We start from the raw sequence: 12,548 nt of genomic DNA on the forward strand, positions 1-12,548 counted from the left end.
AACCCCGATTATTTCTTGATCGGCTTGCGCGGACCCTTACGGGTACGAGCGTTGGTCTTGGTGCGCTGACCGCGTACCGGCAGACCACGACGATGACGCAAACCACGATAGCAACCAAGGTCCATAAGACGCTTGATGCTCAGGGTAATTTCACGACGCAAATCACCCTCAACGGTGTATTTGGCAACTGCATCACGAAGCTTTTCGATTTGCTCTTCAGACAGCTCACTGATCTTAACATTTTCAGCAATACCCGTGGATGCACAGATAGCCTGTGAACGGGTTTTACCGATACCGAAGATCGACGTTAAGGCGATAACGGTATGTTTATGATCAGGAATGTTAATGCCTGCTATACGGGCCACTATGCACTCCTACTATTTTATACAGCAACACCATTCTGAAAAGCCCGTTTTCAGGATACTCAAATAATGTTGCAGTGCGACATACAAAAGATTGGCTGGCTAATCTAGCCAGCTCAACCCAACTTTGCAAGAAAAATATGCGAGATAATCAGCCTTGACGCTGTTTATGCTTCGGCTCGGCGCTGCAAATCACACGAACGACACCGTTACGCTTAACGATTTTGCAGTTACGACATAATTTCTTGACGGAAGCACGAACTTTCATTTTTACTCTCCGTAACTTCTCAAACGAATCTGACTAGCGGTTATAGCCTTTCAGATTTGCTTTCTTCAATGCAGACTCGTACTGACTTGACATCATCAGAGTTTGCACTTGAGCCATAAAGTCCATGATGACGACAACCACGATCAGTAGCGAGGTACCACCAAAGTAGAATGGTACTTTCATTGCATCACGCATGAACTCCGGGATCAGGCAGATGAAAGTAATGTACATCGCGCCCACCAGGGTTAAACGCGTCATTACTTTATCGATATACTTCGCCGTTTGCTCTCCCGGACGAATTCCTGGTACGAAGGCACCGGACTTCTTCAGGTTATCTGCTGTCTCACGCGGGTTGAATACCAACGCCGTGTAGAAGAAACAGAAGAAGATGATTGCAGACGCATAGAGTAACACATAAAGCGGTTGCCCTGGCTGCAAATACAGCGAAATCGTAGTCAGCCAGTTCCAACCGGTACCGCCCCCAAACCATGATGCAATCGTGGCCGGGAACAGAATAATGCTGGAAGCGAAAATCGCCGGGATAACACCCGCCATGTTCACTTTCAACGGTAAGTGTGTACTCTGTGCTGCATAAACACGACGACCTTGTTGACGCTTCGCATAGTTAACGACGATACGACGTTGACCACGCTCGATGAAAACAACGAAGAAGGTTACTGCAAACACCAATACTGCAACCAACAGCAGCAGGAGGAAGTGCAGGTCGCCTTGCCGCGCTTGCTCGATAGTATGGGCCACTGCCGGCGGGAGCCCCGCTACAATACCCGCGAAGATAATGATCGAGATACCGTTGCCGATACCGCGCTCAGTAATCTGCTCACCCAGCCACATCAGGAACATTGTCCCGGTGACCAAGCTCACAACCGCAGTAAAGTAGAATGCAAAGCCTGGGTTTAACACCAGGCCCTGCATACCAGGCATATTCGGCAGACCGGTAGCAATACCGATCGACTGGAATATGGCCAATACCAGCGTACCGTAACGGGTGTACTGACTAATCTTGCGACGGCCAGCCTCCCCTTCTTTCTTGATTTCCGCCAACGCCGGATGAACCACCGTCAGCAGCTGGATAATGATCGACGCCGAAATATACGGCATGATCCCCAGAGCAAAGATAGAAGCACGGCTGAGGGCACCACCAGAGAACATGTTAAACATTTCAATGATAGTGCCTCTCTGCTGCTCAAGCAATTTGGCAAGCACAGTGGCATCGATACCAGGAATCGGAATGAAAGAGCCGATGCGGAAGACAATCAGCGCGCCGATGACAAACAAAAGTCTGCGCTTCAGCTCGCCGAGCCCGCCTTTAGCACTTTGAAAATCTAATCCTGGTTGCTTAGCCATCTGCTACTTATTCCTCAATTTTACCGCCAGCAGCCTCGATAGCAGCACGAGCGCCTTTGGTGACACGCAGACCACGCAGGGTTACCGGACGAGCGACTTCGCCAGAAAGTACAACTTTCGCGAATTCGATCTGGACACCAACTACGTTAGCGGCTTTCAGCGCGTTCAGGTCGATAACATCGCCTTCAACCAGAGCCAGTTCAGACAGACGAACTTCTGCCGTGATCATCGCTTTGCGTGAAGTGAAGCCGAATTTCGGCAGACGACGGTACAGAGGCATCTGACCACCTTCGAAACCACGACGTACGCCACCGCCAGAACGAGACTTCTGACCTTTGTGACCACGGCCGCCGGTTTTACCCAGGCCAGAACCAATACCACGACCTACACGCTTAGGCGCATGCTTGGCACCTTCAGCCGGAGACAGAGTATTTAAACGCATCTGTTACTCCTCAACTTTAACCATGTAGGAAACCAGGTTGACCATACCGCGAACAGCAGGAGTATCCTCGCGCTCTACGGTGTGACCAATACGACGCAGACCCAGACCGAGCAGAGTAGCTTTATGCTTCGGCAGACGGCCAATTGAGCTGCGAGTTTGTGTAACTTTAATAGTCTTAGCCATGGTCAATTACCCCAGAATGTCGGCAACGGATTTACCACGCTTAGCAGCGACCATTTCAGGAGACTTCATATTCGCCAGAGCGTCGATAGTTGCACGAACCACGTTGATCGGGTTGGTGGAACCATAAGCTTTAGCCAATACGTTGTGCACCCCAGCAACTTCGAGAACGGCGCGCATTGCACCGCCCGCGATGATACCGGTACCTTCATGAGCAGGCTGCATGAACACGCGAGAACCCGTGTGAGCGCCCTTAACAGGGTGCTGCAGGGTGCCGCTGTTCAGCGCGACGTTCATCATGTTGCGACGGGCTTTTTCCATCGCTTTCTGGATCGCTGCTGGAACTTCGCGTGCTTTGCCGTAGCCAAAACCAACGCGACCGTTACCATCACCAACTACAGTCAGTGCGGTAAAGCTGAAAATACGGCCACCTTTTACGGTTTTAGATACGCGGTTTACCGCGATCAGCTTTTCCTGCAGTTCGCCAGCTTGTTTTTCGATGTGAGCCATCTTAAACCTCTTCCTTAGAACTGAAGGCCAGCTTCACGGGCAGCATCTGCCAGTGCCTGGACTCGACCATGATATTGGAAACCGGAACGGTCAAAGGATACTTTCGCAATCCCTTTTTCCAACGCGCGCTCAGCCAGAGCTTTACCTACGGCTGCTGCTGCGTCTTTGTTACCGGAATACTTCAGTTGCTCCGCGATAGCTTTTTCTAAAGTAGAAGCGGCTACCAGTACTTCAGAACCGTTTGGAGCAATCACCTGTGCGTAAATGTGACGCGGGGTACGATGTACCACCAGGCGGGTTGCACCCAGCTCTTGGAGCTTGCGGCGTGCGCGGGTCGCACGACGGATACGAGCAGATTTCTTATCCATAGTGTTACCTTACTTCTTCTTAGCCTCTTTGGTACGCACGACTTCGTCGGCGTAACGAACACCCTTGCCTTTGTAAGGCTCAGGACGACGGTAAGCGCGCAGATCTGCTGCTACCTGGCCAATTACCTGCTTATCAGCGCCTTTCAGCACGATTTCAGTTTGGCTTGGGCATTCAGCAGTGATACCTGCCGGCAGCTGGTGATCGATAGGGTGAGAGAAGCCCAGGGCCAAATTCACCACGTTGCCTTTAACGGCAGCACGATAACCAACACCTACCAGTTGAAGCTTCTTGGTGAAGCCTTCGGTAACACCAACAACCATTGCGTTCAGCAGAGCGCGCGTGGTACCCGCTTGGGCCCATGCGTTAGCAAAACCTTCGCGCGGAGCGAAAGTCAGTGCGTTAGCTTCTTGCTTCACTTCAACGGCGTCGTGGATAGTACGAGTCAACTCGCCGTTTTTACCCTTAATCGAAATAACCTGACCGTTGAGTTTTACCTCTACGCCGGCAGGAATGACGACGGGTGCTTTTGCAACACGAGACATTCTTTCCTCCCGAATTAAGCTACGTAGCAGATAATCTCGCCACCAAGACCAGCCTGGCGAGCTGCACGATCGGTCATAACACCTTTAGAGGTAGAAACAACAGCGATACCCAAACCGGCCATAACTTTTGGCAGCTCATCTTTTTTCTTGTAGATGCGCAGACCTGGACGGCTGATACGTTGAATGCTTTCTACCACAGCTTTGCCCTGGAAGTACTTCAGTACCAGTTCCAGAACAGGCTTGGCGTCGCCTTCGATTTTGAAATCTTCAATAAAACCTTCTTCCTTCAGCACGTTGGCAATTGCCACTTTCAGCTTGGAGGAAGGCATGGTGACCGCAACTTTGTTCGCGGCTTGACCGTTACGGATACGGGTCAGCATATCCGCGATCGGATCTTGCATGCTCATCTGTCTTTACTCCCGTGATTCAATTGGTAATTACCAGCTAGCCTTTTTCAAGCCTGGTACTTCACCGCGCATAGCGGCTTCACGAAGCTTAATACGGCTCAACCCGAATTTGCCCACATAACCATGTGGACGGCCAGTTTGGCGGCAGCGTTTACGCTGACGAGACGGGCTGGAATCACGCGGCAGAGTTTGCAGCTTGAGAACGGCATTCCAACGATCTTCATCGGATGCGTTCACATCAGAGATAATAGCTTTCAGTTCAGCGCGTTTTGCAAAGAACTTGTCAGCTAATTTCACGCGCTTGACTTCGCGTGCTTTCATTGATTGCTTAGCCATCAGTAACCCTGCCTTACTTGCGGAACGGGAAGTTAAAAGCAGCCAGCAGCGCGCGGCCTTCATCATCAGATTTCGCAGTAGTGGTAATGGTAATATCCAAACCACGAACGCGATCGACTTTGTCGTAGTCGATTTCTGGGAAGATGATTTGCTCACGCACGCCCATGCTGTAGTTGCCACGGCCATCGAATGACTTGGCGGACAGGCCACGGAAGTCACGGATACGTGGAACAGCAATGGAGATCAGACGCTCAAAGAACTCCCACATGCGTTCGCCACGCAGAGTTACTTTACAGCCGATCGGATAGCCCTGACGGATTTTGAAGCCTGCAACGGATTTGCGGGCTTTGGTGATCAACGGTTTTTGACCGGAGATAGCTGCCAGGTCCGCTGCTGCGTTATCCAGCAGTTTCTTGTCAGCAATCGCTTCACCAACACCCATGTTCAGGGTGATCTTCTCGACCCGAGGGACTTGCATGACAGAGTTGTAATCAAACTGAGACATCAGTTGTTTGACTACCTCGTCTTTGTAGTAATCATGCAGTTTCGCCATCGTATTACTCCAAATTACTTGATAGTTTCGCTGTTAGATTTGAAGAAACGGACTTTTTTGCCGTCTTCGAATCTAAAGCCTACACGGTCAGCCTTGCCGGTAGCCGCGTTGAAGATAGCAATGTTAGAAACCTGAATTGCAGCTTCTTTCTCAACAATGCCGCCTGGTTGGTTCAGAGCCGGAACCGGCTTCTGGTGTTTCTTAACCAGGTTGATGCCTTCAACAATGACCTTGCCAGCAGACAGGACATTTTTTACTTTACCGCGCTTACCTTTGTCTTTCCCGGTAATCACGATAACTTCGTCATCACGACGGATCTTCGCTGCCATGTTCGCTCCTTAGAGTACTTCTGGTGCCAGAGAGATAATTTTCATGAACTTCTCATTACGCAGTTCACGAGTTACCGGCCCAAAAATACGCGTACCGATTGGCTGCTCGCTGTTATTGTTCAAAATAACGCATGCATTGCCATCGAAGCGAATGACAGAACCGTCCGGGCGACGTACACCCTTCTTGGTGCGCACCACTACCGCCTTCAGAACATCGCCTTTCTTCACCTTACCGCGAGGAATTGCTTCCTTGATGGTAATTTTGATGATGTCGCCGACGCCTGCGTAGCGACGGTGCGAGCCACCTAGAACCTTGATACACATTACGCGACGTGCACCGGAGTTGTCGGCGACGTTCAGCATAGTCTGTTCTTGGATCATTTTAGTGCTCCGCTAATGTCAACTACTACTTTAAAGACCCAAGTAAAAATTAGGCCGTTGAAAAGCCCCATAACCGAGGGCGCAGCATTATAACACCGCTTACTTGGTATGGGTAGAAAAAATAAACGGCTCATTTTCTGAGCCGTTTATTAAGTGAGAGCCAGCTACTCTATTACAGAATCGCTTTCTCTACAACGCGAACCAACGTCCAGGACTTGGTCTTGGACAGTGGGCGGCATTCGCGGATTTCAACCACGTCGCCGGTACCACATTCGTTGTTCTCGTCATGTACGTGCAGCTTGGTCGTACGTTTGATGAATTTCCCGTAGATTGGGTGCTTCACAGTACGCTCGATAGCAACAACGATGGATTTCTCCATTTTATCGCTAACAACACGACCCTGCAGGGTACGGATAACTTCAGTCATTTACACACCCGCCTTTTGAGTCAGTAAAGTCTTAACGCGTGCGACGTCACGACGCACTTGTTTCAACAGGTGAGTTTGTTGCAGCTGGCCACTGGCCGCCTGCATGCGCAAGTTGAATTGCTCACGCAGCAGGTTGAGCAGCTCGGCATTCAGCTCTTCAACGCTTTTTTCACGCAGCTCTTGTGCTTTCATTACATCACCGTCTTAGTTACAAAGGTGGTTTTGATCGGCAGTTTCGCTGCTGCCAGTTTGAATGCCTCGCGGGCAACCTCTTCTGGCACGCCGTCCATTTCGTACAGGACCTTACCAGGCTGGATCAGGGCAACCCAATACTCCACGTTACCCTTACCTTTACCCATACGCACTTCCAGCGGCTTCTCGGTGATCGGTTTGTCCGGGAATACACGGATCCAGATCTTGCCTTGACGCTTAACTGCACGAGTCATTGCACGACGAGCTGCTTCGATTTGACGAGCAGTCAGACGGCCACGGCCAACAGCTTTCAGACCGAAAGTGCCGAAGCTAACATCCGTACCTTGCGCCAGACCACGGTTGCGGCCCTTGTGCACCTTACGGAATTTTGTACGCTTTGGTTGTAACATCAGCGACTCTCCTTACTTGCGGCCTTTACGCTGCTGCTTTTTAGGTTGAGCAGCCGGTTCCGGTTGTTCAACTGCAGCCATACCACCCAGGATCTCACCTTTGAAGATCCATACCTTAACGCCGATTACACCATAAGTGGTGTGCGCTTCAGATGTGTTGTAGTCGATGTCCGCACGCAGAGTGTGCAATGGAACACGACCTTCGCGGTACCATTCGGTACGTGCGATTTCAGCGCCGCCAAGACGGCCGCTTACTTCAACTTTGATACCTTTAGCGCCAAGACGCATTGCGTTCTGTACTGCACGCTTCATAGCACGACGGAACATAACGCGACGTTCCAGCTGAGAAGTGATGCTGTCAGCAACCAATTTAGCGTCGAGTTCCGGTTTACGGACTTCGGCGATGTTGATCTGTGCAGGAACGCCAGCGATGTCCGCTACGACCTTGCGCAGTTTTTCGACGTCTTCACCTTTCTTGCCGATAACGATGCCTGGGCGAGCAGTGTGAATGGTCACACGGATGCTCTTCGCAGGACGCTCGATAACGATGCGAGAAACGGAAGCTTTCGACAGTTCCTTAGTCAGGAATTGACGAACTTTAAAGTCGCTGTCCAGGTTGTCAGCGAATTCTTTGGTATTCGCATACCAAGTAGAGTTCCAAGGTTTGACAATACCCAGGCGAATACCATTAGGATGTACTTTCTGACCCATTGCTAGTCTCCAGAGTCTCAGCGATCGGACACAACCACAGTAATGTGGCTGGTGCGCTTCAGGATGCGATCTGCACGACCTTTTGCACGCGGCATAATGCGCTTCATGCTTGGGCCTTCGTCTACGAAGATTTTCGTAACTTTCAGATCATCGATGTCAGCGCCATCGTTGTGTTCTGCGTTAGCAATGGCAGACTCCAGCACTTTCTTAACCAGACCAGCAGCTTTCTTGTTGGTGTAGGTCAGAGTTTCCAGAGCTTGCGACACTTTCTTACCGCGAATCAGGTCAGCAACAAGGCGAACCTTCTGAGCAGAAGAACGAGCGTGGCGATGTTTAGCGATAGTTTCCATCTCTTCCTCCTACCTTAGCGCTTTTTAGCTTTTTTATCAGCCGCATGGCCGCGATAAGTACGAGTCGGCGCGAATTCACCCAGTTTGTGACCGACCATTTCATCGGAAACGAACACTGGTACGTGCTGACGACCATTATGGACAGCGATGGTCAAACCGATCATGTTAGGAAAGATCGTTGAACGACGGGACCAAGTGCGCAAAGGCTTCTTGTCACCGCTTTCCACCGCTTTCTCTACCTTCTTCAGCAAGTGCAGGTCAATAAAAGGACCTTTCTTGAGAGAACGTGGCATGGCTTATCCTCTAATTATTTTTTGCTACGGCGACGTACGATGAACTTATCAGTACGCTTGTTGCTACGGGTCTTCTTACCTTTGGTCTGAACGCCCCACGGAGTTACCGGGTGCTTACCAAAGTTACGACCTTCACCACCACCGTGCGGGTGATCTACCGGGTTCATCGCCGTACCGCGAACGGTAGGACGAACACCACGCCAACGTGCAGCACCTGCTTTACCCAGAACGCGAAGCATGTGTTCAGCGTTACCGACTTCACCCAGGGTGGCGCGGCAATCAGCTGGAACTTTACGCATTTCGCCGGAGCGCAGACGCAGAGTTACGTAGGAACCATCACGAGCAACGATCTGAACGTAGGCACCAGCGGAGCGAGCCATCTGGCCGCCTTTGCCTGGTTTCATTTCTACGTTGTGAACCGTTGAACCAACTGGAATGTTGCGCATCGGCAGGGTGTTACCCGCTTTGATTGCAGCATCAACGCCAGATTGAATCTGGTCACCAGCTTTCAGGCCTTTCGGCGCTAGGATGTAACGGCGTTCGCCGTCTTTGTACAGAACCAGCGCGATGTTCGCGGAACGGTTCGGATCGTACTCCAGACGCTCAACCACAGCAGGGATACCGTCTTTGTTGCGCTTGAAGTCAACCAGACGATAATGTTGCTTGTGGCCACCACCGATATGACGGGTGGTGATACGGCCATTGTTGTTACGACCACCGCTTTTGCTCAGTTTTTCCAGCAGCGGGGCATAAGGTTTACCCTTGTGCAGCTCAGGGTTAACCACTTTAACAACGTGGCGACGACCCGGAGATGTAGGTTTACATTTAACAATTGCCATTGTTCTTACTCCTCCGACTTACTCTGCGCCGCCGATGAAGTCCAGATTCTGGCCTTCTTTCAGGGTGACGTAAGCTTTTTTCCAGTCGCTACGACGACCAACACGCTGACCGTGACGTTTCACTTTCCCTTTAACAACCAGGGTGTTCACGTCTTCGACTTCGACTTCAAACAGTTTCTGCACTGCAGCTTTGATTTCTGCTTTGGTCGCGTCTTTGGCAACTTTGAGAACGATGGTGTTGCTTTTTTCCATCGCAGCGGATGCTTTTTCAGATACGTGCGGTGCACGCAGCACTTTCAGCAAACGTTCTTCACGGATCATGCCAGCATCTCCTCAACTTGCTTCACAGCATCAGCAGTCATAACCACTTTGTCGAAGGCGATCAGGCTAACCGGATCGATACCTGCTACATCGCGCACGTCAACCTTGTACAGGTTGCGAGCTGCCAGGAACAGATTCTCATCCAGTTCACCGGTCACGATCAGCACGTCTTCCAGAGCCATATCTTTCAGTTTCTGTGCCAGCAGCTTAGTTTTAGGCGCTTCTACAGAGAACTTCTCGACAACGATCAGACGATCTTGACGTACCAGTTCGGACAGGATGCTTTTCAGCGCGCCGCGGTACATCTTTTTGTTTACTTTCTGACTGTGGTCCTGTGGCTTAGCAGCAAAGGTCACGCCGCCTGAACGCCAGATCGGGCTCTTTACAGAACCTGAACGCGCACGGCCGGTGCCTTTCTGACGCCATGGCTTTTTGCCGGAACCAGTTACTTCAGCACGGGTCTTCTGAGCACGGGTACCTTGACGGGCACCTGCTGCATAAGCAACAACAACCTGGTGTACCAGCGCTTCGTTGAAATCACGACCGAAGGTAGTTTCGGAAACAGTCAGCGCGCTTTGCGCGTCTTTCAATACTAATTCCATTGCTATCCCCTTACGCCTTCACAGCTGGTTTAACGATCAGGTTGCCACCGGTTGCGCCCGGTACAGCACCCTTAACCAGCAGCAGGTTGCGCTCAGCGTCAACACGTACTACGTCCAGGCTCTGAACGGTTACGCGCTCATCACCCAGGTGGCCAGCCATTTTCTTGCCTTTGAACACTTTGCCCGGAGTCTGGTTCTGACCGATAGAACCCGGAACGCGGTGAGACAAGGAGTTACCGTGGGTAGCGTCTTGGGTACGGAAGTTCCAGCGCTTAACAGTGCCAGCAAAACCTTTACCTTTAGAAGTACCGGTAACATCGACTTTTTTAACGTCAGCGAAGATTTCTACGCTAATTTCCTGACCTGCAGCGAATTCCTGACCTTCTTCCAGGCGGAATTCCCACAGACCACGGCCAGCTTCAACGCCAGCTTTAGCGAAATGGCCCGCTTCCGGCTTGGTTACACGGTTAGCTTTTTTGCTACCAGTGGTAACCTGAACGGCACGGTAACCGTCGGTGTCCAGGCTTTTAACCTGAGTCACGCGGTTCGCTTCAATTTCAATTACGGTTACTGGGATAGAAACGCCATCTTCAGTGAAGATACGGGTCATACCCACTTTTTTACCGACTAAACCAATCATTGTTTCAACCTCTCAATCGCTCAATGACCTGATTAACCCAGGCTGATCTGCACGTCTACACCGGCAGCCAGATCCAGACGCATCAGAGCATCAACGGTTTTCTCGGTTGGCTCAACGATGTCAACCAGACGCTTGTGAGTACGAATCTCGTACTGATCACGCGCGTCTTTGTTGACGTGCGGAGAGATCAGAACGGTAAAGCGCTCTTTGCGAGTTGGCAGCGGGATCGGACCACGGACTTGCGCACCAGTGCGCTTTGCAGTCTCGACGATTTCCGCGGTTGATTGATCGATCAGACGATGATCAAACGCTTTCAGGCGGATACGGATTCTTTGGTTCTGCATGAGACCAGAGCTCCAATTATTTATAAACGTAAATAATTACTCCTCACACCCATTTCGATTGATGGGGGAGTGTAATCGTCAACATATAACCCCCATATCGGGAGTATTGTTCGAAAGGCAAAAAAGGCCTGCCAATCGACTGATTCGCTAAAATCAGGCTTACCAAGATTAGGTAAGCCCGCGCATTATACGCAAAATGGCTCAGGAAGCAAGCCGCAGTTGGAAATATGCTCAGGAAATCGTCATTTTTGCGCGTTCAGTGGCAGTTGGCGTGTTAACACGGTGAACAGGGAATGAATTAGGCTTGGCGGGAACACTCTCCCCTGCCCCGCCGAGAAAACGGCCGCCGGCAGGAGAGACGATGACGAATGGACGGAAGGCTTACTCTTTGCGCTCTAAAATCTGGGCCTGGGCATAGTTCTGAATACCGAGACGGGCAATCAGATCCAGCTCCGTTTCCAGCCAGTCGATATGCTCTTCTTCATCGGCCAGGATTTCAATCATCAAATCGCGGCTGACGTAATCGTGGATCGAATCGGCATAGGCGATGCCTTCACGCAGGTTCTTGGCGCCCGCCAGCTCCAGCGCCAGATCGGAACGCAGCATCTCTTCAATGTCTTCGCCGATGTTCAGCTTGCCGAGATCTTGCAGATTCGGTATCCCTTCCAGGAACAGGATACGCTCGATGTAGCGATCGGCATGTTTCATTTCGTCGATCGACTCGTGATATTCCTTGTCGTTGAGGCGCATTAAGCCCCAATTTTTGAACATGCGGGCGTGCAGGAAATATTGATTGATGGCAACCAGCTCGTTGCCGAGCAGTTTATTGAGGTGAGCAATGATCTTTTTATCGCCTTTCATAGGTAACTCCTCCTGGCCAGTTCTAGAAGTGTAGAACCTGTAAGCCAAGAGTCAAAAATAACCTTACCCTTTGTTAGGCAACTTCATGCATTGGGATGATAGTTCCGCGTTCCTCCACCATAATCTGTCTTGCCTGACGAATGCACTTTCCACAATCGGTACCAATCGGCACAAGTTCACGCAGTTGCTTCATGGTATGGGGATTGTGCTGACGCACCGCATTACGGATCGCTTTGTCAGTCACCGCATTACACAGACATACATACATAGAGAGACTCACTTCTTAACCAATGCATTGAGTCTAAATAGGAATGGTTTTTATTTCAATTAAGATTTGTACAAATTGCATAAAAAAAGGGCACCGAAGTGCCCTTTTTTGTGTCGAAAAATTATTCGCGATTAAGCGATAACTTTAGCAACAACACCAGCGCCTACAGTACGGCCGCCTTCACGGATTGCGAAACGCAGACCGTCGTCCATCGCGATTGGGTGAATCAGGGTTACAACCATGTTC

26 protein-coding genes and 1 pseudogene are annotated in these 12,548 nt (G+C 50.7%); all 27 read right to left on the minus strand.

Going from position 1 to position 12,548, the window contains the following annotated elements:
* Positions 1-8 precede the first annotated feature (8 nt).
* The gene (gene rpsM / locus ACJ8PE_RS24570; protein WP_004929734.1) at positions 9-365 is read right to left on the minus strand and encodes a 30S ribosomal protein S13; all 357 of its coding nucleotides are present in this window, start codon (positions 363-365) and stop codon (positions 9-11) included.
* A gap of 148 nt (positions 366-513) precedes the next feature.
* On the minus strand, positions 514-630 hold the full coding sequence (rpmJ, locus tag ACJ8PE_RS24575; protein WP_002227352.1) for a 50S ribosomal protein L36: 117 nt from the start codon (positions 628-630) through the stop codon (positions 514-516).
* Between the two features lie 33 nt (positions 631-663).
* Positions 664-1,995 (minus strand): preprotein translocase subunit SecY, encoded by a 1,332-nt coding sequence (gene secY / locus ACJ8PE_RS24580; RefSeq protein ID WP_004929740.1) that lies wholly within the window; start codon positions 1,993-1,995, stop codon positions 664-666.
* A gap of 7 nt (positions 1,996-2,002) precedes the next feature.
* Positions 2,003-2,437: a 50S ribosomal protein L15 gene (gene rplO, locus ACJ8PE_RS24585; protein WP_004929742.1), complete on the minus strand. Its 435-nt coding sequence runs from the start codon at positions 2,435-2,437 to the stop codon at positions 2,003-2,005.
* Positions 2,438-2,440: 3 nt separating this feature from the next.
* Positions 2,441-2,620: a 50S ribosomal protein L30 gene (gene rpmD, locus ACJ8PE_RS24590; RefSeq protein ID WP_048232028.1), complete on the minus strand. Its 180-nt coding sequence runs from the start codon at positions 2,618-2,620 to the stop codon at positions 2,441-2,443.
* A 6-nt stretch (positions 2,621-2,626) separates the two neighbouring features.
* Complete coding sequence (rpsE, locus tag ACJ8PE_RS24595) at positions 2,627-3,127, minus strand: 30S ribosomal protein S5 (RefSeq protein WP_004929747.1); 501 nt, start codon at positions 3,125-3,127, stop codon at positions 2,627-2,629.
* Positions 3,128-3,141: 14 nt separating this feature from the next.
* Positions 3,142-3,495: a 50S ribosomal protein L18 gene (rplR, locus tag ACJ8PE_RS24600; protein WP_004929748.1), complete on the minus strand. Its 354-nt coding sequence runs from the start codon at positions 3,493-3,495 to the stop codon at positions 3,142-3,144.
* A 9-nt stretch (positions 3,496-3,504) separates the two neighbouring features.
* Positions 3,505-4,038 (minus strand): 50S ribosomal protein L6, encoded by a 534-nt coding sequence (rplF, locus tag ACJ8PE_RS24605; RefSeq protein WP_004929751.1) that lies wholly within the window; start codon positions 4,036-4,038, stop codon positions 3,505-3,507.
* Between the two features lie 14 nt (positions 4,039-4,052).
* Complete coding sequence (gene rpsH / locus ACJ8PE_RS24610) at positions 4,053-4,445, minus strand: 30S ribosomal protein S8 (protein ID WP_004929753.1); 393 nt, start codon at positions 4,443-4,445, stop codon at positions 4,053-4,055.
* A 30-nt stretch (positions 4,446-4,475) separates the two neighbouring features.
* Positions 4,476-4,781, minus strand: a complete 306-nt coding sequence (gene rpsN, locus ACJ8PE_RS24615) for a 30S ribosomal protein S14 (protein ID WP_004929754.1) — start codon at positions 4,779-4,781, stop codon at positions 4,476-4,478.
* A 13-nt stretch (positions 4,782-4,794) separates the two neighbouring features.
* Positions 4,795-5,334 carry a 50S ribosomal protein L5 gene (gene rplE / locus ACJ8PE_RS24620; RefSeq protein ID WP_004929756.1) on the minus strand — a complete coding sequence of 180 codons (540 nt, stop codon included), beginning with the start codon at positions 5,332-5,334 and terminating at the stop codon, positions 4,795-4,797.
* 14 nt (positions 5,335-5,348) lie between these two features.
* Positions 5,349-5,663, minus strand: coding sequence for a 50S ribosomal protein L24 (gene rplX, locus ACJ8PE_RS24625; protein WP_004929758.1), 315 nt, complete (start codon positions 5,661-5,663; stop codon positions 5,349-5,351).
* 9 nt (positions 5,664-5,672) lie between these two features.
* Entirely contained in the window at positions 5,673-6,044 is a 372-nt protein-coding gene (gene rplN, locus ACJ8PE_RS24630; RefSeq protein ID WP_000613954.1) for a 50S ribosomal protein L14, read from the minus strand.
* Between the two features lie 172 nt (positions 6,045-6,216).
* A complete protein-coding gene (gene rpsQ, locus ACJ8PE_RS24635) occupies positions 6,217-6,471 on the minus strand; it encodes a 30S ribosomal protein S17 (RefSeq protein WP_004929760.1) in 255 nt (84 codons plus the stop codon).
* On the minus strand, positions 6,472-6,663 hold the full coding sequence (gene rpmC / locus ACJ8PE_RS24640; protein WP_004929762.1) for a 50S ribosomal protein L29: 192 nt from the start codon (positions 6,661-6,663) through the stop codon (positions 6,472-6,474). It lies immediately after the preceding gene.
* Positions 6,663-7,073: a 50S ribosomal protein L16 gene (gene rplP / locus ACJ8PE_RS24645; RefSeq protein WP_004929764.1), complete on the minus strand. Its 411-nt coding sequence runs from the start codon at positions 7,071-7,073 to the stop codon at positions 6,663-6,665. The genes rpmC and rplP overlap by 1 nt, the downstream gene beginning before the upstream one ends.
* Before the next feature lie 12 nt (positions 7,074-7,085).
* Positions 7,086-7,784, minus strand: coding sequence for a 30S ribosomal protein S3 (gene rpsC / locus ACJ8PE_RS24650; protein WP_004929766.1), 699 nt, complete (start codon positions 7,782-7,784; stop codon positions 7,086-7,088).
* Positions 7,785-7,801: 17 nt separating this feature from the next.
* The gene (gene rplV, locus ACJ8PE_RS24655; protein ID WP_002223844.1) at positions 7,802-8,134 is read right to left on the minus strand and encodes a 50S ribosomal protein L22; all 333 of its coding nucleotides are present in this window, start codon (positions 8,132-8,134) and stop codon (positions 7,802-7,804) included.
* 14 nt (positions 8,135-8,148) lie between these two features.
* Positions 8,149-8,427: a 30S ribosomal protein S19 gene (rpsS, locus tag ACJ8PE_RS24660; protein WP_004929772.1), complete on the minus strand. Its 279-nt coding sequence runs from the start codon at positions 8,425-8,427 to the stop codon at positions 8,149-8,151.
* A gap of 14 nt (positions 8,428-8,441) precedes the next feature.
* On the minus strand, positions 8,442-9,266 hold the full coding sequence (rplB, locus tag ACJ8PE_RS24665) for a 50S ribosomal protein L2 (RefSeq protein ID WP_004929775.1): 825 nt from the start codon (positions 9,264-9,266) through the stop codon (positions 8,442-8,444).
* 18 nt (positions 9,267-9,284) lie between these two features.
* A complete protein-coding gene (gene rplW, locus ACJ8PE_RS24670; RefSeq protein WP_004951179.1) occupies positions 9,285-9,587 on the minus strand; it encodes a 50S ribosomal protein L23 in 303 nt (100 codons plus the stop codon).
* Complete coding sequence (rplD, locus tag ACJ8PE_RS24675; protein ID WP_004929779.1) at positions 9,584-10,189, minus strand: 50S ribosomal protein L4; 606 nt, start codon at positions 10,187-10,189, stop codon at positions 9,584-9,586. Before rplD ends, rplW begins: the two co-directional genes overlap by 4 nt.
* Positions 10,190-10,199: 10 nt before the next feature.
* Positions 10,200-10,829 (minus strand): 50S ribosomal protein L3, encoded by a 630-nt coding sequence (gene rplC, locus ACJ8PE_RS24680; protein WP_015379265.1) that lies wholly within the window; start codon positions 10,827-10,829, stop codon positions 10,200-10,202.
* Between the two features lie 32 nt (positions 10,830-10,861).
* Positions 10,862-11,173, minus strand: a complete 312-nt coding sequence (gene rpsJ, locus ACJ8PE_RS24685; RefSeq protein WP_001181005.1) for a 30S ribosomal protein S10 — start codon at positions 11,171-11,173, stop codon at positions 10,862-10,864.
* 381 nt (positions 11,174-11,554) lie between these two features.
* Positions 11,555-12,034 (minus strand): bacterioferritin, encoded by a 480-nt coding sequence (bfr, locus tag ACJ8PE_RS24690; protein WP_033645244.1) that lies wholly within the window; start codon positions 12,032-12,034, stop codon positions 11,555-11,557.
* A 73-nt stretch (positions 12,035-12,107) separates the two neighbouring features.
* Entirely contained in the window at positions 12,108-12,302 is a 195-nt protein-coding gene (bfd, locus tag ACJ8PE_RS24695) for a bacterioferritin-associated ferredoxin (protein ID WP_015379266.1), read from the minus strand.
* Between the two features lie 131 nt (positions 12,303-12,433).
* Positions 12,434-12,548, minus strand: a pseudogene (locus ACJ8PE_RS24700) (EF-Tu/IF-2/RF-3 family GTPase); the annotation flags it as partial.

The sequence above is a fragment of the Serratia sp. CY74737 genome (genome assembly GCF_052166775.1).
GTDB lineage: Bacteria > Pseudomonadota > Gammaproteobacteria > Enterobacterales > Enterobacteriaceae > Serratia > Serratia ureilytica.

Excerpts from the sequence above, each read along its gene's own strand:
- rpmJ (WP_002227352.1), bottom strand. The coding sequence starts at position 630 with ATGAAAGTTCGTGCTTCCGTCAAGAAATTATGTCGTAACTGCAAAATC.
- secY (WP_004929740.1), bottom strand. The coding sequence starts at position 1,995 with ATGGCTAAGCAACCAGGATTAGATTTTCAAAGTGCTAAAGGCGGGCTC.
- rplO (WP_004929742.1), bottom strand. The coding sequence starts at position 2,437 with ATGCGTTTAAATACTCTGTCTCCGGCTGAAGGTGCCAAGCATGCGCCT.
- rpmD (WP_048232028.1), bottom strand. The coding sequence starts at position 2,620 with ATGGCTAAGACTATTAAAGTTACACAAACTCGCAGCTCAATTGGCCGT.
- rpsE (WP_004929747.1), bottom strand. The coding sequence starts at position 3,127 with ATGGCTCACATCGAAAAACAAGCTGGCGAACTGCAGGAAAAGCTGATC.
- rplR (WP_004929748.1), bottom strand. The coding sequence starts at position 3,495 with ATGGATAAGAAATCTGCTCGTATCCGTCGTGCGACCCGCGCACGCCGC.
- rplF (WP_004929751.1), bottom strand. The coding sequence starts at position 4,038 with ATGTCTCGTGTTGCAAAAGCACCCGTCGTCATTCCTGCCGGCGTAGAG.
- rpsH (WP_004929753.1), bottom strand. The coding sequence starts at position 4,445 with ATGAGCATGCAAGATCCGATCGCGGATATGCTGACCCGTATCCGTAAC.
- rpsN (WP_004929754.1), bottom strand. The coding sequence starts at position 4,781 with ATGGCTAAGCAATCAATGAAAGCACGCGAAGTCAAGCGCGTGAAATTA.
- rplE (WP_004929756.1), bottom strand. The coding sequence starts at position 5,334 with ATGGCGAAACTGCATGATTACTACAAAGACGAGGTAGTCAAACAACTG.
- rplX (WP_004929758.1), bottom strand. The coding sequence starts at position 5,663 with ATGGCAGCGAAGATCCGTCGTGATGACGAAGTTATCGTGATTACCGGG.
- rplN (WP_000613954.1), bottom strand. The coding sequence starts at position 6,044 with ATGATCCAAGAACAGACTATGCTGAACGTCGCCGACAACTCCGGTGCA.
- rpsQ (WP_004929760.1), bottom strand. The coding sequence starts at position 6,471 with ATGACTGAAGTTATCCGTACCCTGCAGGGTCGTGTTGTTAGCGATAAA.
- rpmC (WP_004929762.1), bottom strand. The coding sequence starts at position 6,663 with ATGAAAGCACAAGAGCTGCGTGAAAAAAGCGTTGAAGAGCTGAATGCC.
- rplP (WP_004929764.1), bottom strand. The coding sequence starts at position 7,073 with ATGTTACAACCAAAGCGTACAAAATTCCGTAAGGTGCACAAGGGCCGC.
- rpsC (WP_004929766.1), bottom strand. The coding sequence starts at position 7,784 with ATGGGTCAGAAAGTACATCCTAATGGTATTCGCCTGGGTATTGTCAAA.
- rplV (WP_002223844.1), bottom strand. The coding sequence starts at position 8,134 with ATGGAAACTATCGCTAAACATCGCCACGCTCGTTCTTCTGCTCAGAAG.
- rpsS (WP_004929772.1), bottom strand. The coding sequence starts at position 8,427 with ATGCCACGTTCTCTCAAGAAAGGTCCTTTTATTGACCTGCACTTGCTG.
- rplB (WP_004929775.1), bottom strand. The coding sequence starts at position 9,266 with ATGGCAATTGTTAAATGTAAACCTACATCTCCGGGTCGTCGCCACGTT.
- rplW (WP_004951179.1), bottom strand. The coding sequence starts at position 9,587 with ATGATCCGTGAAGAACGTTTGCTGAAAGTGCTGCGTGCACCGCACGTA.
- rplD (WP_004929779.1), bottom strand. The coding sequence starts at position 10,189 with ATGGAATTAGTATTGAAAGACGCGCAAAGCGCGCTGACTGTTTCCGAA.
- rplC (WP_015379265.1), bottom strand. The coding sequence starts at position 10,829 with ATGATTGGTTTAGTCGGTAAAAAAGTGGGTATGACCCGTATCTTCACT.
- rpsJ (WP_001181005.1), bottom strand. The coding sequence starts at position 11,173 with ATGCAGAACCAAAGAATCCGTATCCGCCTGAAAGCGTTTGATCATCGT.
- bfr (WP_033645244.1), bottom strand. The coding sequence starts at position 12,034 with ATGAAAGGCGATAAAAAGATCATTGCTCACCTCAATAAACTGCTCGGC.
- bfd (WP_015379266.1), bottom strand. The coding sequence starts at position 12,302 with ATGTATGTATGTCTGTGTAATGCGGTGACTGACAAAGCGATCCGTAAT.